The sequence below is a fragment of the Bacillus velezensis genome (assembly GCF_001461825.1).
In the GTDB taxonomy this organism is placed as follows: domain Bacteria; phylum Bacillota; class Bacilli; order Bacillales; family Bacillaceae; genus Bacillus; species Bacillus velezensis.
The window spans coordinates 150,011-164,393 of record NZ_LLZC01000004.1; the positions used below are offsets into that span (position 1 = coordinate 150,011).

At 48.6% G+C, this 14,383-nt stretch carries 13 protein-coding genes; 1 reads left to right on the top strand and 12 read right to left on the bottom strand.

What is annotated here, in order from left to right; translation table 11 throughout:
* Positions 1 to 133: 133 nt before the first annotated feature.
* The 7 genes from AR442_RS02425 to lrpC all read right to left on the bottom strand — a co-directional run bounded on the left by AR442_RS02425 (position 134) and on the right by lrpC (position 10,048).
* Positions 134 to 2,239 carry a cellulose biosynthesis cyclic di-GMP-binding regulatory protein BcsB gene (locus tag AR442_RS02425; RefSeq protein ID WP_053285481.1) on the bottom strand — a complete coding sequence of 702 codons (2,106 nt, stop codon included), beginning with the start codon at positions 2,237 to 2,239 and terminating at the stop codon, positions 134 to 136.
* A 5-nt stretch (positions 2,240 to 2,244) separates the two neighbouring features.
* A complete protein-coding gene (locus AR442_RS02430; protein ID WP_014416939.1) occupies positions 2,245 to 3,507 on the bottom strand; it encodes a glycosyltransferase family 2 protein in 1,263 nt (420 codons plus the stop codon).
* Positions 3,500 to 5,227, bottom strand: coding sequence for a DUF2334 domain-containing protein (locus AR442_RS02435; protein WP_014416938.1), 1,728 nt, complete (start codon positions 5,225 to 5,227; stop codon positions 3,500 to 3,502). The genes AR442_RS02430 and AR442_RS02435 overlap by 8 nt, the downstream gene beginning before the upstream one ends.
* Positions 5,217 to 6,065, bottom strand: coding sequence for a diguanylate cyclase domain-containing protein (locus AR442_RS02440; protein ID WP_014416937.1), 849 nt, complete (start codon positions 6,063 to 6,065; stop codon positions 5,217 to 5,219). The genes AR442_RS02435 and AR442_RS02440 overlap by 11 nt, the downstream gene beginning before the upstream one ends.
* Positions 6,046 to 7,131 (bottom strand): hypothetical protein, encoded by a 1,086-nt coding sequence (locus AR442_RS02445; protein WP_014416936.1) that lies wholly within the window; start codon positions 7,129 to 7,131, stop codon positions 6,046 to 6,048. Before AR442_RS02445 ends, AR442_RS02440 begins: the two co-directional genes overlap by 20 nt.
* A 232-nt stretch (positions 7,132 to 7,363) precedes the next feature.
* Complete coding sequence (locus AR442_RS02450) at positions 7,364 to 9,550, bottom strand: DNA topoisomerase III (RefSeq protein WP_003156261.1); 2,187 nt, start codon at positions 9,548 to 9,550, stop codon at positions 7,364 to 7,366.
* Positions 9,551 to 9,613: 63 nt separating this feature from the next.
* Positions 9,614 to 10,048, bottom strand: a complete 435-nt coding sequence (gene lrpC, locus AR442_RS02455; RefSeq protein ID WP_007410180.1) for a transcriptional regulator LrpC — start codon at positions 10,046 to 10,048, stop codon at positions 9,614 to 9,616.
* A gap of 175 nt (positions 10,049 to 10,223) precedes the next feature.
* On the opposite strand from lrpC, the gene AR442_RS02460 reads away from it, so the two are divergent.
* Positions 10,224 to 10,514 (top strand): DUF3817 domain-containing protein, encoded by a 291-nt coding sequence (locus AR442_RS02460; protein WP_014416934.1) that lies wholly within the window; start codon positions 10,224 to 10,226, stop codon positions 10,512 to 10,514.
* A 37-nt stretch (positions 10,515 to 10,551) separates the two neighbouring features.
* Here AR442_RS02460 and AR442_RS02465 read toward each other — a convergent pair whose 3' ends face one another.
* The 5 genes from AR442_RS02465 to AR442_RS02485 all read right to left on the bottom strand — a co-directional run bounded on the left by AR442_RS02465 (position 10,552) and on the right by AR442_RS02485 (position 14,374).
* Complete coding sequence (locus AR442_RS02465) at positions 10,552 to 11,361, bottom strand: lipid II flippase Amj (RefSeq protein ID WP_014416933.1); 810 nt, start codon at positions 11,359 to 11,361, stop codon at positions 10,552 to 10,554.
* A gap of 496 nt (positions 11,362 to 11,857) precedes the next feature.
* Entirely contained in the window at positions 11,858 to 12,280 is a 423-nt protein-coding gene (locus AR442_RS02470) for a pyridoxamine 5'-phosphate oxidase family protein (RefSeq protein WP_003156270.1), read from the bottom strand.
* Between the two features lie 6 nt (positions 12,281 to 12,286).
* A complete protein-coding gene (locus AR442_RS02475) occupies positions 12,287 to 12,910 on the bottom strand; it encodes a GNAT family N-acetyltransferase (protein ID WP_014416932.1) in 624 nt (207 codons plus the stop codon).
* Between the two features lie 87 nt (positions 12,911 to 12,997).
* Positions 12,998 to 13,501, bottom strand: a complete 504-nt coding sequence (locus AR442_RS02480) for a D-lyxose/D-mannose family sugar isomerase (protein WP_014416931.1) — start codon at positions 13,499 to 13,501, stop codon at positions 12,998 to 13,000.
* A gap of 12 nt (positions 13,502 to 13,513) precedes the next feature.
* Positions 13,514 to 14,374: an SDR family oxidoreductase gene (locus AR442_RS02485; RefSeq protein ID WP_014720729.1), complete on the bottom strand. Its 861-nt coding sequence runs from the start codon at positions 14,372 to 14,374 to the stop codon at positions 13,514 to 13,516.
* Positions 14,375 to 14,383 lie beyond the last annotated feature (9 nt).

Genomic DNA, 14,383 nt, shown 5'->3' on the forward strand with positions numbered 1-14,383 from the left:
AAAAGAGATCATACTCCCGTCCCGTTCAGTTGTAAAGGGGCTTTTATGCTGTTTCAAAAATAAAAAAATCACCGCCAAAAATGGAAATGAAAATACAAAAAAAGAGGCCTGTTAACGGCCTCTTTTTCCTTCATTACTCTTCGCTTTTTTCATGATCCGTTTTTCTTTTTTTCCTTCTTGCCGTCAGCCAGATCAGACCGGCCGCAATGATCATAAGCGCCGCGAACACAGCAATATACGTAACGTTCAGTGCTGCGGAACGGCTTTTCGTATCAGCCGCCGGACTGCTGTCATCGGACTTGATTTGCTGATGATTCGAAAACAGCTGCCGGCCGGCCGTTTCGTTAATGACGGTTGCGGCATCGCTTGTGCTGTCTAAAAAGCTGATCAGCTCTTTTGTGACAGACGCGCCGCTTCCTGATAACGGAGCAAAAACAGCGATGCTCCGGCCGGAGTCCCAAGGTGATTCCTGTGTAAACGCGACTTGTTTCGTTGTCTCATTCAGCATTTGAAACGAAGAGACATCGTAAGCTCCGCTGCGGTCTGAGGGCACGAGAAGCTTAGAGGCGTTTGATTTCAAAAGCGGAATTTGCGGCAGGCCTCCGATAAACACAACATTCCGGCCTTTGGCATCCGCTTCCTTCATGTCTGATGCCGTCTTTACGGTAAAGCCGTTTCCGAATGAATCCGCCACCAGAGAAAGCTCTTTCAGTGTCTGCATGTTTACGTCATCCGGGATGACGATCACTGTTTTCTCTTTCCCGCCGCCCGCAAACGGGAGCGGCCATTGCCCGAAATCAGCTTTCTGCGCCGCATCGCTTACCGGATACGTCAGCGTGCTGCTTTTATCAATATAGACCCATTTGTTTTCGTCACGGTCGATACACGGATTGTTATGTTTCAAGCCTGATGTGACAAATTGCAGATCAATGTACCTGCTGCTTCGCAAAAGCTTCGGATCAATCGGGATTGAGACGTGGTAAAAGCCGTCTTTATCTTTATTGCCGAGATCATCAAGACGCACCGCATTCGGCTGTCCGTTGACCATGACGTTCAGCTCCGCTCTCTCGGCGTCATTTGCTGAATCCGCCTTCGTCCGGATCGATTCCGACGTTTTTAATGTAAGTGAAAGCTTGACCTTACCGTCTTTATCAACAGCGGCCGCCGCAGGGTAAAAGAAGTGCTCTGACGCCGTTTTGTTTGATCCGATCGTTACATTTCCCGCGCCGAAGTCCTCTAATGTCAGTTTATTGCCTGTCTTTTCCGCAGCGGGCTGAAGGCGGCCGATTGTCAAAGTATCTCCGCCCAGCTGAGCTGAATAAGCGCTGTCTGTGATGACGCGGATTTTATCCGCCAGCGTTTTGTCTGATTGCGCCGTGACAAACAGGACGGGCTGCCGTTTGTCCCCTGATGTCAGAACCCGTTCAGCGAGAAGAAGTTTGTTGTCTTCCGCTTTGATGTTCCCCTGTTCGAAAAGTTCTTTTATTTTCCCGTTCCAATGCTGATCAGCGCCGATGACAATTGACGGATTGCTGATTTTGCCGGCGTCGGATTCTTTTACATAGGATACCTTCAGCCTGCTGTCTGCCGTTTTCAGAAATGCTTCTGTTTTGACTGCGGCTTCAGCTTCCGCCGAGGTCGGTTTGTCAGGAAGAATAATATCGGTTTCTTCACCCGTATTGCCTGATTGGGCAAACGGATACGGGAAATGGCCGAGATCCGCTCCCTTTGACTTGCTTGCTTCTGAAAGTACAAGGCGGCTGTCCGGATAAATTTTTATCCAGTTGCCTGACGTATCCTGCCTGACGCAGACGCCCTCTTTTAATAAGCCGTAAAATCGTAATGATACATTGTGATAGCCTTGGGCGGATTGGCTTTTGCTGAGATTGAGCTTCACCGTTTTCCGCTTGGAACTGCCGTCAAGCTTTATAGATTTGACGGGTTCATCATCAATGGCGATGGTTAAAGAAGACGGGGCAATTAATAAGTTTGACGCCTCGTAATCAATCAGAAGCGACTGATCGGCATTCGAAGCTCCCGCAGGAATCTGATAGGTCAGCTCTGCGCTGTCTTTCGCCCCGTACAGTGTCATCAGATCGCCAGTCAGCGCCTGCTGCTCTTTTGCGCCGGCGCTTGTTCCGAGGGCGGAACCGTCCGTTTTCAGTTCCCGGGCCGCGGCCGCCTGCCCGTTATACATCAATAGCAAAAGGCCAGTTATCAATATGATCGCTTTTTTCAAAAAGGTCACCCGCTTTTATTTTGATTGTATCGCTCCGTTTTGTACCACCTGACTTCCTGCTTGAACAAGCGGTGCTTGATCTCTGTGAATAATGACCAGATGACGAGCACGATCCAAGCCTGAGAGTATGTAAAGTACATCAGAAATACGATAAAGAAGTTTTGTTTGTTCATTTCTGTTTTTTCAATGCTTAAAGTAATCATGACCTCAGTCATAAACAGGAAAAAGGCCAGTATCCACAAAATCATCGCCAAAAACCCGACTGCCAGATGCAGGTCGTAAAAAAGATTGATGATAAAAATCGTGTTTGACATGATCACACCGAAGAAAAACAAAAAATACGTAAAAAAGAAATAAAACAGATCGAAGATGATCCGCTTGCGTTTCAGCTTGAAAAATTGGGATAAAAACTTGAGAACCACGTATTGGTTGCCCCGCGCCCATCTTGTCCGCTGACGCCACCAGACCTTCCATGTCTCAGGCTCCTGCTCCCATGTCACGGCCGCCGGGAAAAAGCGGATATGGTAGCCGAGATTATACACGCGGATGGTCAGCTCGGTATCCTCCGCCAGCGCCTTATCATCCCAGCCGCCGAGCTGTTCGATAATGCTCCGCCTGATCGCGAAGTTTGTCCCCGGGATGGTGGCGATTTTGAACCATTTCCATCTGCCGCTCTGCGCCATCCACTGAAAGCAGATGGTTTCAATATTGATAAACTTCGTCAGGATCGTTTTGGCCGCGTTGATGACACGGAATTTCCCGACAACCGCTCCCGCTTTCTCATCATTCATCAGACCGAGAACCAGGTAGTACACCGCCATTTTTTCCGGCGTATTGTCCGCATCATACACGCAGATCACGTCTCCGTTCGATTCCGCGAACCCTGAGTTCAGCGCCGAAGATTTTCCTTTTCCGGCGTTCGGGGGCTTTGTGATGACCATTTTAATGAAGTCATACTGACGGGAAAATTCATTGACGATGTCTCCCGTCCGGTCGGAGGAATTATCATTAACGACGATGATCTCAAGCCTGTCTTTCGGATAATACAGGTTCACCATCGCCTTCAGCGTCTGCCTGATGACGACCTCCTCATTATGCGCGGGAATGAGCACGCTGACCTTCGGGAGCTCCCCCATCTTTGCGCGCCATTTCGGAATGTTCCGTTCGAAGGTCATATAATGCCTGAATCCGCCCTGCATCAGAAACATATGATAGAGAAGCATCACCCATATTAAACTTAATGAGATAAAAAACAGAATGTTACTCAAGGCTTCTTCTCTCCTTAAAGATTCGTTTTTTTAATGTGGCGCGCAAATAAAGAACGTAGCAGGCGAACATGATGATAAACAATAACACCACGCCGGAGAGAATCCAAAGCGCTTTTTCCAGAGGCGTCTGCTGATGGTGATTGAAAAAGGCCGTTATCGGATGAATCTTGTTTTCCACATGAATGGTTCCGTCCCCGTCCGTTTTGATCCTGACGCTGTCCGACGTTACCGTTTGCTTCGTTTTCTTCAGATCGAGCCACTCGCCGCCGGGAATCCGCTCCATCTGATTGACGAGCTCGGGGAGGTATTTCATGCCGAGATACGGATGGTAGAAACCGCCCGCCGTTCCGCCGCCGAAATCAATCATCTGCGAAATATGATTCTCCATATCTCCGAGCGGATTTTCCTTTGAGTTATCGGCATAACCGATTGTTTCAGGGTACAGCGTCATCCCGTCCAGCATAGCCGGCTTTGAGACGAACGGAGGGGCGCCCGAGGTTTTCCACGTCGTGCCGCTGAGCTGCACTTGTCCGAAAATGCTGGAGAAATAAGAAGATGCGATTTTGTAGCCTTCTTCAGACATCGTATAGTGCGGCGCTTCGAATGACAGCGGGTAAAGGCCGAGCTCTGTCAGATCGTCAATCGCCTGCTCCAGCTTCGTTCTCGTGTAGATGTTTTCTTTTTCACGGAAAGGCTTCACATACGCCCGGTACGCTTTTTCATTCGGAAAATCCTGTTCCTTTTCAAGCTTGACCGGAGTATCATCCGCATTTTCTGACGTAATCGGCTGATCCGCTTTGGCATCCCAAAATTCAAAGCCTTCTCCCGTTTCGCTGTATCGGTATGCGTGCGTGTAGCCGTGAATAATGATGCTGCCGCCCATTTGCTGAAGTTTTTTCAGGACGCTGACCATTTTCGGCTTGTCCGCCAGGTATACTTTTTCTCCGTTTTCCGGATTGAGATAGACCGGAATGACCGCCAGAATAAACGGAATGTGTCTTTTATGCAGGTAAGCGCCCGCTTCGTAAAGCAATGTTTCATCTGACATCGGACTGATGTCTTCAAGCCGCAAGTAAAGGAGGGTGCCGCCTTCTGATTCTCCGAAAGCGCTGCGCAGCGCTTTCGCCGTCAGAAACGAATCATTTAACAGGCTCGTCACACCGAAATAATAGTCAGAGCGCGCCGTTTTCCACATAAAAGGGCGGGTGCTGCCGTCACCGGACCGGTATGTATAAAGGGGCTTTCCTTTTACTCCCGATACGCCGAGCACGGACATTCCTTTTTCAAGCGGCATGTCTATTTTTTCTTTCTTGCTGTAAATGCGGTATACAGTTTCTTTCTCTGTCAGGGACAAACCCGCAAATTGGCGGAACTGTCCGGCGTTATAGCCGATGCTGATAAGCTGCTGCGGCATGCTGCTGATCAGAGACACAAATGATGTGCTGAGCTTTTTTTTCGTGACGCCGTAATAGATGACGCGCCGATTCTTTTTGAGGTCCGCGGCTGTGATGTCTCCGTCGCTTTTCACGGTGACGGCTGATGAGAAATGGCCCGCGGTCAGATCAAGCATTTTGACCTCAGCGGTTTCTTTGCCGTCCGTGCTTGTATAAATAATGAGAATGCCGTCCTTTTTGTCTTTTGCTTCCGCCGTAAGGGGAACATAAACCGCCGAAATCATGAAGAGCGCCGAGAGTAAGAGACGTATCCATTTAGAGTTCATTCATCATCATCTCGTTTTCCAGTTCATTTAAAAATTGCTCGGCCGTTTGTAAATCCTTTCGGTACGCCAAGTAACATACACGGAAGGTGATGGAGACGTATTTACCGTTTTGCAGCCGGTACGTATCCAATTCCTTTTTCAGCTTCGCCAGAACGGCTGGCATGTTTTCTTCAGGCGTATGGGTCAGCACGATGCCGAACCGTTCGGCGGACGGCCTGAATTTTTTGTCTGTTTCCCGAACGCTTGACCGGATTTGGCGGCTGATAAATGCCAGCAGGCGGTCGGTCTCTTTTTCTCCGTAGAGGGATTTGAATTCCTTGAAATAATGCATGTGCAGCAGCAAAAAGACGAAGGAATTGCCGTAGCGTTCCGCCCGCTTGATTTCCTCAGAAAGCTCCAGCTTCATCCGCAGATGGTTGTCAAAGCCGGTCACCCTGTCGACGGCGACAAAGCTCGTAATCTCTTCACGCAGCTGTTTCACTGAGCGCTCAAGCCCCTTCGCCAACTCGTGAATCCTTCCCGCTATGTAAGAAAAGAGCAGCAGCGCAATCCCCCAAATGACCAGCACCTGCAGACTTTCGGCACCGGCAGACGCCATAAAGCCCCCGGTCTGAAACCACAGGAGCAGGCTGCCGAGAACAAATAAGACGAGTAAGGTGATGACGAGCGCGTAGATTGCCCCGAACCATATGCCGGCTCCCGTGACAAGCAATGTGATGCAGGTTATCAGAAGCCCTGCGGATTGCTGAGACGCATAGTAAATAAAAAAAGACAGCAGCACCAGCATAACTGCTGTGTAGCTGCACAGTTTTTGTGATTCATTGAATGATATTTTCATTAAACAATTTCCTTTCAGCCAGAAGCGGCAGCAGGTTATCGAAAGAATGTGTATCGCCCCCGCTCATATAGCCGCCGTAATCAGGTTTCAGCGTGTCCAGTGTTTCAAATGAAGTCATTCTTTCATAAAGCGGCTTGATGACAGCCGGATCAGCTTTTTGTTCTGCTAAAAAAAGAACGGCCAGGGCGTAAACGGACGGTGATTCGTATTGAACCGCCGGCTCCTTCGTGTCTGCGATGTACCGTCCGTACAGCTGTCCGCGCGACTTCCATTCTTCTATGATCCATTTTGACAGCACGGCGGCTTTGTCATCGCCCCGCTTCAGATTCACGGCGGCGTACAGCTGGTCGATGACATTCACTTCGCTGTCATATTTGTATTCCTTTGTTTCAGTATTGAACGATTTCGGCAGAAAACCATTTTTCAGGGGCGCAAGATTGAGAACATCAAGGTTCCGGTTTTCCGTTTTCTCATCGATAATCCCCTTTTCTCTGAGCATCTGTAAGGCGCCGGGGTCGACATAGGACAACGTCACGGTCTTTGATGCGGCATTTGAAGCGGCATCATAATAATCCGTAAAATACCCGTCATTCGTATTGTATTTTTCCAGCGCCTTCCCGATCTGCACCGCTGTTTTCCCGTATTCACTGTTACCCCACAGGGTTCCGGCCTCATTCAGACAGTTCATGATTCTGAAATCATCAATTAAGGCATTGATGCCGCTCGCTTTATTCCCGTCAATCTTCCACGACACGAGCCCGTTTTTCGTCAGAAACGAATCGGTGAGAAGCTGATATTGCGCTTGAAACTGCCGTTCATCTTTCCTGTTCAGCAAAAATGCCATCCATAGTCCGAGAGACTCAGATAAATATTCCGGCTCACCGGATATGTTCGTCCGGATCATCCCCCGCCCGTTCATCAATTTATGATAAATAAAATGCTCTGCGGGCTGAAGCGGTCCGGACGATTCGGCCGCCGCCTGTTTTTCAGTGCCGGCCTCCGCGCACCCTGCCGTCAGAACGATTGAAATCAAAAGGATAATCAGACGAAAAACGAATTGCTTCACAGTCTATCCTCCTATTTTACAAATCCTTTTTTAGACCCATATCTTATTTTTTCACAAAGTATTTTTACTATATAGGAAACGATAAAAGAATACTAGCATTTTTTCACATTGGGAAATTTTAAATGGGAGCGCCGCCTGCTCACCTTTTCCCTCTTCACAGGATCGTATTCCCATTACAGTAAAAAACACAAAAAAAGGCAGCATTTCGTTACAAATGCTGCCTTTCTCTGATTTATTTATCCAGGCCGAGTTTTTTCAGCTGTTCTGCCAGCGCGTTGTTCATCGGCTCCTCTTTGTTTTGGCTTTTCATATAAGAGTTGATGTCCCGCTTGGATGCGCGTCCGGATTTATCTTTCGCCTTGCGCTTTTCAAAGACGGACAGTTTCTCCCGGTGGCCGCATACACATGCGAAGGTTTGGCCTTCACCCTGGCCGCGAAGCTCCATTTTCTTATGACAGTTCGGACAGCGGGCGTTTGTTTTTCTTGCCAGCGTTTTCCGGCTGCCGCACTCACGATCCTGACATACGAGCATCGTGCCGCGTTTGCCGTTGACTTTAAGCATCATTTTGCCGCAATCAGGGCAGGCGGTGCCTGAAATGTTGTCATGTCTGAAAGTTTGGCTGCTGTTTTTGATTTCCTTCACCGTTTTGCCCGCATATGTTTTCATGTCTTTAATGAACACGGCGGATTTCAGTTTGCCCGCTGCGATGGCGGAGAGCTTTTGCTCCCACTCAGCGGTTAAGGCCGGCGATTTTAAATCTTCCGGGACGAGCTGTAAGAGCTGCTTCCCTTTTGACGTAATGAAAATATCTTTTTCTTTTTTCTCGATTAAGAAACTGTTGAACAGTTTTTCAATGATATCAGCGCGGGTGGCGACTGTTCCGAGTCCGCCGGTTTCACCCAATGTTTTCACTAGGTTCTTCTCTTCTCCCTGCATAAAGGCGCTTGGGTTCTCCATTGCGGATAACAGCGTGCCTTCATTAAAGCGCGCCGGCGGTTTCGTCTGTCCGCTCGTTTCTTTCAATGATGAGACAGTGAGGCGCTGACCCTGCTGAAGATCCGGGAGCGTCTGGTCTTTGTCTTCCTCGTGATCGTCGTCATCCTCGTACATATCATACACGGCTTTCCAGCCAGGCGATTGAACCGTTTTCCCTTTTGCGGTAAATGTTTCGCCGCCGATATCGGCTGTAACCTTTGTTTCTTCGTATTCGAACGCCGGCATTAACACGGCGAGAAAACGTTTGGCAATCAGATCGTAAAGTTTTCGTTCTTTGTCGCTGAGGCTTGAAAGGATCAGCGGCTCCTCTGTCGGAATGATGGCATGGTGATCCGATACTTTCGCATCATTGACGAATCCTTTATGCGCTTTGACGCCCCGCTTCAGTATTTGATTGACGTACTGTGCGTACGGCTTAACTTCCATGCCGTTTAAACGGTCTTTTAAAGTCGGCACGATGTCTGCGGAAAGGAATCTGGAATCTGTCCGCGGGTAAGTGACAAGCTTATGCTGTTCATACAGCTTTTGAAGCACGGACAGCGTCTCTTTTGCGGAGAAACCGAAGCGCTTATGAGCGTCCCGCTGCAATTCCGTCAAGTCGTAAAGACCGGGAGCGAAGCTTTTCTTCGCCGTTTTTTTCAATTCTGAAATGACTGCCGGCTTTCCTTGGAGATCTTTTGCCAAACGGCCGGTCACCGTCTGATCGAATGTTCTTGTCTGCTTTGTTTTTTTATCCTGCCATGTCAGCGTCATCTGATCAGCTGCCGCGCGGAGACCGTAATAAGGAACGGGTTTGAACGCCTGAATATCCGCTTCACGCTTGGCGATCATCGCCAGTGTCGGAGTCTGAACGCGTCCGCATGACAGCTGTGCGTTAAATTTCGTCGTCAGGGCGCGGGTCGCGTTGATGCCGACGATCCAATCCGCTTCCGCTCTGGCAACCGCGGAATGATACAGGTTTTCGTACTCTTTGCCGCTGCGGAGCTTCTGGAATCCTTCTTTAATCGCCTTATCTGTCACAGAGGAAATCCACAGCCGCTTAATCGGTTTGCGGACGTTTGCCTTTTCGATAATCCAGCGGGCTACAAGCTCCCCTTCCCGTCCTGCGTCTGTAGCGATTACGATCTGGCTGACGTCTTTCCGGACAAGCTGAGCTTTGACCGCATTGAACTGTTTTCCTGTTTTTTTAATGACGACGAGCTTTAAAGGCTCCGGAATAATCGGCAGATCCTCAAGCCGCCATGATTGAAATTCTTTGCCGTATCCTTCAGGGTCAGCGAGCGTTACCAGATGCCCGAGCGCCCATGTGACGATGTAGCGGTCGCCTTCAAGATATCCGTTTCCTTTTTTATGACACTTCAGCACGCGGGCCAAGTCCCGGCCGACTGAAGGTTTTTCAGCTAATACAACTGTTTTTGACATGCTTTTCACTTCTCTTTCTTTCACAATCATCCTGTTATTATAACAGACTTCCTCACGCTCTCTCTAATCGAGGACGTTTTTTGTGTCAATTTCTGAGAAAATGACGTGGGTCACGGTTTGGGCATACGGAGAGGTGCGGTTAATGAAGTGTTCGATCGTTTCCAGGCTGTCCGCGTTCATCTTCAGCATATAACACGCCGCGCCGGCGACCCGAAAACAAAATTCAATGTTGGGAATGGATTGAATGTAGGTTTTGAATTGATCGTATTTTCCGTTTTTCACCGTCGCTTCGACAATGCAGGAAACGGGAAGTCCGATCTTTTTTTGATCAATATCCAATGTATAGCGCTTAATAACACCGAAGGATTCAAGCTGTCTGACACGCTCTGTGACGGACGGGGCTGACAATTTGATTTTTCTGCCAAGCTCCCGCATGGACAGGCGGCTGTCCCGCTGCAGCTCTTTAATGATGCTCAGATCAACATTATCTAGTTTCATGACTGTAGTCCTTCCTTACCCTTTTGGCTATATTATCAAGAGAAATCCGAAAAATGACAAGAACAACAGGCTGAAATCATGCAGGTTTTTTAGGAACAGACGCGAAATGGTCATATTAGGACTGCCCTTTGCTTATAGTATAGAGGAAAAAAGATGTCCGACAGGAGGGAGCTGTATGTTACACACGCCGATCGGCAGACTTCGCACGATGGGGTTTATTGAAGGAATGTCGCTTTTGGTGCTGCTGTTTATCGCGATGCCGCTGAAGTATTGGGCTCATCATCCGCTCGCCGTCACCATTGCCGGTTCCATTCACGGCTGTTTGTTTATCATTTATCTGGCGGTGCTGGCGTATGCGGCGTTTACTGTCAAATGGCATGTGAAATGGTCAGCCGCCGGTTTTATCGCGGCCTTTATTCCGTTCGGTAATTTTATTTATGATCGCGGCCTGAGACATTATCAATAAAAAAGCTCCTCTTCTGCAGAGGAGCTTTTTTCATGCGTTACATCCATTTCGTCACCCAGGCGATATAATAAGCGCCGGGGATGAATACGAGCTGGGCGAGAAGCGTGCCCGCGACCCTTGATGTGACCATCGTCAATGATGTCCATTTTAAGGAGACGTAGCTGCGCTTGCCCTTCGCCACATCGTCTGCCAGTACGGAAACTTTCGGATCAACAAACACAGCCAACAGCATAGTCGCAACTCCGTTGATTAAGCCTGATGCCATCACGGCCGTCGTGCTGTGCTCAGGCGCCAGAAGGCCGGCGTACAGAGCGGACAGAACACCGATCGTGTAAATAGACGTAATGACCATATTAATGACAAACAAGCGTTTCGGGATCATTCGGAATTGAAGCCCCTTTAAATAGGAGACTGACGGCAGTCTGATATAAGAACGCGCATGCTTCAGCCCGTTCAGTGAAAATCCTTTTTTAAATACCTGCATAACGGAGCCTCCTCCGTCCGCCAAGTGTATAATCGCCCGGGTGAATAACGCGACGAATGTCGGCAAAAGACAGATGCCGAGTATCGTTCCGACCGTGGAGCCGAATATTAAAAATCGAAACTGGGCGCCCACAAGAGACAGGGCGTTTGATCCGGCGGCATCAATCAGATGTCCGGTAAACGGCTGCTGAACCATGTTTGACATGCGCGACACGATGACCATGACATTAAATAATGACAGCGCTGACGCGATAAAACCGACTCTCGCGCCGGAAAGGCGTGTTGCATAGGCAAGCGTTTCAATCGAATGTATCAGCAGCAGAAAACAGAAGATAAACAGTACTTGTGAAGTAATAACGTGCAATGTATGATTCCTCCAAATCTTTTCTACTGATTAGACTCTGCAGACTGCGGCGAGGTTTCGGCCGGTTGCATAAAAAAACCGCCCGGATGTCCGGCGCGGTCTTGTCTTATTCTTTTCTTACGCAAATAAATAATATATGGTTGCCCGCCTTAGCCCGCGGGTGATTCGTATTAACAGTTCCGACAGAATCATTCTTCGAAAGTAAACACCATGGAAGTTCTTGAACACAAGACAACGAAAGCCCTACCTCTCAATCGTCACTGCGGCTCCGAAGCCGCGCCGGTGTGAATTGTAAAACAAAAAGTCTTTTTTCCATCTCTTCGTTAGGGGCGAATGTCAGAAGGAAAAGAATAAGCTCAGCTTTTTTTCAAGCTGTCCGTTGAAGCCTGAAGCTTCTATATCAAAACAGAAAAAAGAAGTTTACTTTCTTTTTTATTTGCATGTTGTCACTTAGCAATTAAGTATAACAGATTGCCCCTGAATGATCAAATGATTTTTAAAGTTCCAGCTCGGCCGGCGTTTTTTCACCCGCGTTCATGAGCTTGATCTGCTTCGGTTCAATTTCAAGAATCACCAGGTTCGGATCGTCTTTTCCGTCAAACCAGCGTTCCAGTTTCGGATCCCACAGCTTTTCTTTTAAATCGGCTGAGTTGTTCAGTTTGGCGGTTCCGGCCACTTCCACATAAGCGTCTCCGAATCCTTCACAGTCATACCCTAACAGAATATGAACATTCGGATTGTTTTCAATTTCTTCCGCTTTATGAGTGTCTTTGCTCGTCGGCGTGTAAATCGTTAAGCCGTCATGGAAAAATGTCATGTAGCGTGAATGCGGTTTGCCTTGCTCTACCGTCGCAAGCGAACCGACTTTATGATGATCCAGTACTTCAAGCACTTTTTCTTTGATTTCATTTTGATTCATGAAGAATCACTCCTTTTTAACGTCTCCGCTGTTACTTTTCCACATTGGGGAGACATTTAAACCAAGAAATGTGCTCTTCTGCCGATCTTCGCTCCATTCCCGCTTCAGCATGCTGTAGGTCACCGTGTCATGATAGGCGCCCTGTACGAAAATGCCTTCTCTCGTCAGTCCTTCTTTCTGAAATCCGAGCCGTTCCGCCACCGCCCTGCTTTTCGTGTTTTTTTCAGCCGCGCTGATCATGATACGGTTCAGGCCGAGATCCTGAAATGCATGGGTGATGACCGCCCGGCAGCTTGCGGTGATGATGCCGAATCCTTCATGCTCTCGATCCAGCCAGTAGCCGATCTCGGCTTTTTGATTGGCTGTATCAACATTATGGATGCTGATCATGCCGCAAAACCGGCCCTTCACAAAAATTCCGGCGTCAAACCCATTCTCTTCCGCGTATTTATAGCGCCATTCGGGGATGATCACATCGCGGTACGTATCGATATCAGCCAGTTCTTCCGCCCAGCTGAGCCATTCGCTGAGATGGTTTTGATTTCGCTTCATAACAGAATACAATTCGTCCGTATCTTCTTTGGCAAGCAATCTGATCGTCAGATGTTCCCGGATTTGACAGGAAAACACGACCGCACCTTCTTTCCTTTATTAGCCATTATACAGGTAAATTCACTTTTTTCCATACAAAAAAAGATGAGGCGTGCAGCCTCATCCTTAAATGCGCGGGTCGGTGAAAACATCGTGATCATCCGTGCTTGGCGATGACATTTCCGTAATGACCGCCCCTTCTTCTCCCGCTTGAAACCAATGCTTCGTATCCGGCGGAATGGTGTATTGTCCGCCCGGCTCAAGCACAATCTCATGCCAGACGGTGTAGTATTCCTTGTCTTCTTCCGGCGGGAGGACGCTTGGGTTCTCTGTCTTTTCGCCTTCCACGTAGAGATACACCTTCCCCCAGCGGCAGCGGAATGTCTCTTGTTTTCCCTTCTCGCTGCCGACCGGCGGATGGCGGTGTTCGGGACATGTCTGGCGCGGGAAGAGCACCAATTCTTTCGAACAGTAGCGGTCGGTATTCACGTAAATAAACAGCTGAAGCCCGGTTTCCTCAAGCTTGCCTAAGCCGTAATCCATGATTTGAATGTCTTCGACTTCATCATCAGTCAGAACGATTCCCGCTTTTTGATAGTATGCATTCACGTCATGTTTCGATATCGTCATGCTCCAGCCCCCTTATGTGTTTACAAATCCGCCGCCATTGACATGCAGCGTCTGCCCGGTCATATAAGATGATTCATCTGAGGCCAAGAGCACATAGCAGCCGACATGTTCAACAGGCTGGCCTGCCCGGCCCATCGGCGTAGTCTGACCGAAGGAAGCGACTGTTTCTTCTGAGAATGTCGCCGGAATGAGCGGTGTCCAGATCGGCCCCGGCGCCACGGCATTGACACGGATACCATCGTTGACGAGCGCTTGCGCCATGGATCTCGTAAAACCGTTAATTGCGCCTTTCGTAGCCGTGTAGTCAATCAGCTGCGGATTGCCTGTGTAAGGATTAATGGATGTCGTATTGATGATCGCGCTGCCCGGCTTCATGTAATCAATCGCTTTTTTAGTCAAATAAAATTGTGAGTAAAAGTTTGTCTTAAAGGTTCTGTGAAGCTGCTCGCTTGTGATGTCTTTAATGCTTTCTTTCGGATGCTGTTCCGCGGCGTTATTCACGAGAATATCAAGACGCCCGAATTCTTCAACCGTTTTTTCAACGGCTTCATTGCAAAAGTCTTCCTCACCGACATCGCCGGGGATTAACAGACATTTTACGCCTTCTTCTTCCACTCGTTTTTTTGTATCTTTCGCATCATCGTGTTCATCAAAATAGACGATCGCGACATTTGCGCCTTCCTTCGCGTAAGCAACCGCTACGGCGCGTCCGATACCGCTGTCGCCCCCTGTGATAAGTGCGGTTTTCCCTTTTAATTTATCAGCGCCTTTATATTCTTTGTATTCATAAACAGGCGCCGGATTCATTTCGCTCTCAATGCCCGGCTGGCGGTTTTGTGATTCCGCCGGGAATTCCTTCGGATAGTTTTCCATGTCAAGTTC

Bases quoted from the DNA above. Each gene is read 5' to 3' on its own strand.
- AR442_RS02435 (WP_014416938.1), bottom strand. From the start codon at position 5,227: ATGAACTCTAAATGGATACGTCTCTTACTCTCGGCGCTCTTCATGATT.
- AR442_RS02440 (WP_014416937.1), bottom strand. From the start codon at position 6,065: ATGAAAATATCATTCAATGAATCACAAAAACTGTGCAGCTACACAGCA.
- AR442_RS02450 (WP_003156261.1), bottom strand. From the start codon at position 9,550: ATGTCAAAAACAGTTGTATTAGCTGAAAAACCTTCAGTCGGCCGGGAC.
- lrpC (WP_007410180.1), bottom strand. From the start codon at position 10,048: ATGAAACTAGATAATGTTGATCTGAGCATCATTAAAGAGCTGCAGCGG.
- AR442_RS02460 (WP_014416934.1), top strand. From the start codon at position 10,224: ATGTTACACACGCCGATCGGCAGACTTCGCACGATGGGGTTTATTGAA.
- AR442_RS02470 (WP_003156270.1), bottom strand. From the start codon at position 12,280: ATGAATCAAAATGAAATCAAAGAAAAAGTGCTTGAAGTACTGGATCAT.
- AR442_RS02480 (WP_014416931.1), bottom strand. From the start codon at position 13,501: ATGACGATATCGAAACATGACGTGAATGCATACTATCAAAAAGCGGGA.
- AR442_RS02485 (WP_014720729.1), bottom strand. From the start codon at position 14,374: ATGGAAAACTATCCGAAGGAATTCCCGGCGGAATCACAAAACCGCCAG.